Source organism: Bradyrhizobium sp. (assembly GCF_016213215.1).
In the GTDB taxonomy this organism is placed as follows: Bacteria; Pseudomonadota; Alphaproteobacteria; order Rhizobiales; family Xanthobacteraceae; genus Bradyrhizobium.
Genome location: NZ_JACRAW010000117.1, coordinates 1 through 2,230, shown reverse-complemented (window position 1 = coordinate 2,230; position 2,230 = coordinate 1). Strand labels below are relative to the sequence as shown.

Annotated in this window: 2 protein-coding genes; both read right to left on the bottom strand. The window is 62.1% G+C overall.

Annotated features, from left to right (window positions below):
- Positions 1-85: 85 nt before the first annotated feature.
- Positions 86-718: an ATP-dependent Clp endopeptidase proteolytic subunit ClpP gene (gene clpP / locus HY852_RS20265; protein ID WP_291606594.1), complete on the bottom strand. Its 633-nt coding sequence runs from the start codon at positions 716-718 to the stop codon at positions 86-88.
- A 99-nt stretch (positions 719-817) separates the two neighbouring features.
- Entirely contained in the window at positions 818-2,170 is a 1,353-nt protein-coding gene (gene tig, locus HY852_RS20260; RefSeq protein WP_291606593.1) for a trigger factor, read from the bottom strand.
- Between the last annotated feature and the right edge of the window lie 60 nt (positions 2,171-2,230).

The window sequence follows — 2,230 nt, the reverse complement described above, 5'->3', positions numbered from 1 at the left end:
TCGCTCACATATCCAAACACCGGCCGCCCCGCCGTACGTCCCGATACCGGTCTAGCCACATTATGGAACCGCCCGAAGGCCAAAATCAGGCGGGTTTGGGCAGCATTTCCTCCGGGCGCTTGTCGATGACCTGATCGACCAGGCCGAAGTCCTTGGCCGCTTCGGCGGTGAGAAAATAGTCTCGTTCGAGCGCGTCTTCGATTTTCTTCAGCGACTGGCCGGTGTGCTTGACGTAGACCTCGTTGAGCCGCTTCTTCAGGTTCAGGATCTCCTGGGCGTGCAGCATGATGTCGGTCGCCTGGCCCTGGAACCCGCCGGACGGCTGGTGCACCATGATGCGGGCATTGGGCAGCGCGAAACGCATGTCCTTGGCGCCGGCGGCGAGCAGCAGCGAGCCCATCGAGGCGGCCTGCCCGATGCACAGCGTGGACACCGGCGGGCGCACGAATTGCATGGTGTCGTAGATCGCCATGCCGGAGGTCACCACCCCGCCCGGCGAATTGATGTAGATGGACAGCTCTTTTTTCGGATTTTCCGCTTCCAGGAACAGCAACTGCGCCACCACCAGCGTCGCCATGTGGTCCTCGATCGGACCGGTGATGAAGATGATGCGCTCCTTCAGAAGCCGCGAGAAAATATCGTAGGCCCGTTCGCCACGGTTGGTCTGCTCGACCACCATGGGGACGAGCTGCATATAGGTCTCGACGGGATCTTTCATTTCGGCTCCTTCACGCGAATCACGAGGCTAGATTAGCCTCAAGCCCGCGCCGGGATGATCTATTTTCGAAACAGTCCCGGCGCAAGTCGCGGCGGTCGTTCAGGTTACCGATTCGTCTTCCTTGTAGAGCTCCTCGCGCGCAACCTTGTTCTCGGTCACGCTGGCGAGTTCGAGCAGGAAGTCGACCACCTTTTCCTCGAAGATCGGCGCGCGCATGGCGGCGAGCGCCTGCGGGTTCTGCCGCAAGTAGTCGTATATCTTTTGCTCCTGGCCGGGGAACTGACGCACGCGCTCCATCACCGCGCGGTTCATCTCGTCGTCGGTCACGGTGATGGAGTTCTTCTCGCCGATCTCGGCGAGCACCAGGCCGAGCCGCACCCGGCGCTCGGAGATGGCGCGGTATTCGGCCTTGGCCTTTTCTTCGGTGGTGTTCTCGTCGGCGAAGGTCTTCTTCTCGTTCTCCATTTCGGAGAGCACCGACTTCCACACGCGATCGAACTCTTCTTCCACCAGCGACGGCGGCGGTTCGAACTTGTGCAGTTTGTCGAGCTCGTCGAGCAGAGCGCGCTTGAGCTTCTGGCGCGTCATCCCGTGATGTTCGCGCACGATGCGGTCCTTGACCGCGTCGCGCAGCTTGGCGAGCGATTCCAGGCCGAGCGACTTGGCGAATTCGTCGTCGACCGTGACCGAGCCGGGCGCCTCGATCGACTTGGCGGTGACGACGAACTCGGCATCCTTGCCGGCCAGGGTCTGCTGCCCGTAGTGCTCGGGGAACTTCACCTTCAACGTGCGGGTTTCGCCCTGGCCGATGCCGATCAGTTGGTCTTCGAAGCCGGGGATGAAGGTGTTCGATCCGATCAGCACGGCGGCATCGTCGCCGGTGCCGCCCTCGAACGGCGTGCCGTCGATGGTACCGGCATAGGAAATGGTGACGCGATCGTCCTTGGCGGCCTTCTCGCCCTCGGCCTTCGCGGTATAGGGCTTGTTCTGCTCGGCGATGCGGGCGATGCCCTCCTCGACTTCGGCATCGGTGACTTCGGTGGTGAGCTTGGTGAGCTTGATGGTCTTGAAATCGGCCAGCGTAATCGCCGGCACGATCTCGACCGCCATGGTGTAGTCGAGGTCGCTCTCGCCGGCGATCAGCTTCTCGACCGCGCCTTGTTCGGTCGGCAACGTCACCTTTGGATCGGCGGCGAGCTTGTAGCCGCGCTCGCTGACGATCTGGTTGTTGGCGTCGCGCACCGTGGTCTCGATCACCTCCGCCATGGTCGAGCGGCCATAGAGCCGCTTGAGATGGGCGACCGGCACCTTTCCGGGACGGAAGCCGTTGATGCGGACGCGATACTTGATCTCGTCCAGGCGTGCGTTGACCTTGGCGTCGAGTTCGGCGGCCGGTACCACCACCTTGAATTCGCGCTTGAGACCTTCGGATAGCGTTTCGGTAACTTGCATTGCTCACACTTCGTTGTTGTCGCACTCGCGTCGCGTCAGTCTCACAGCAGCCAACCGCGC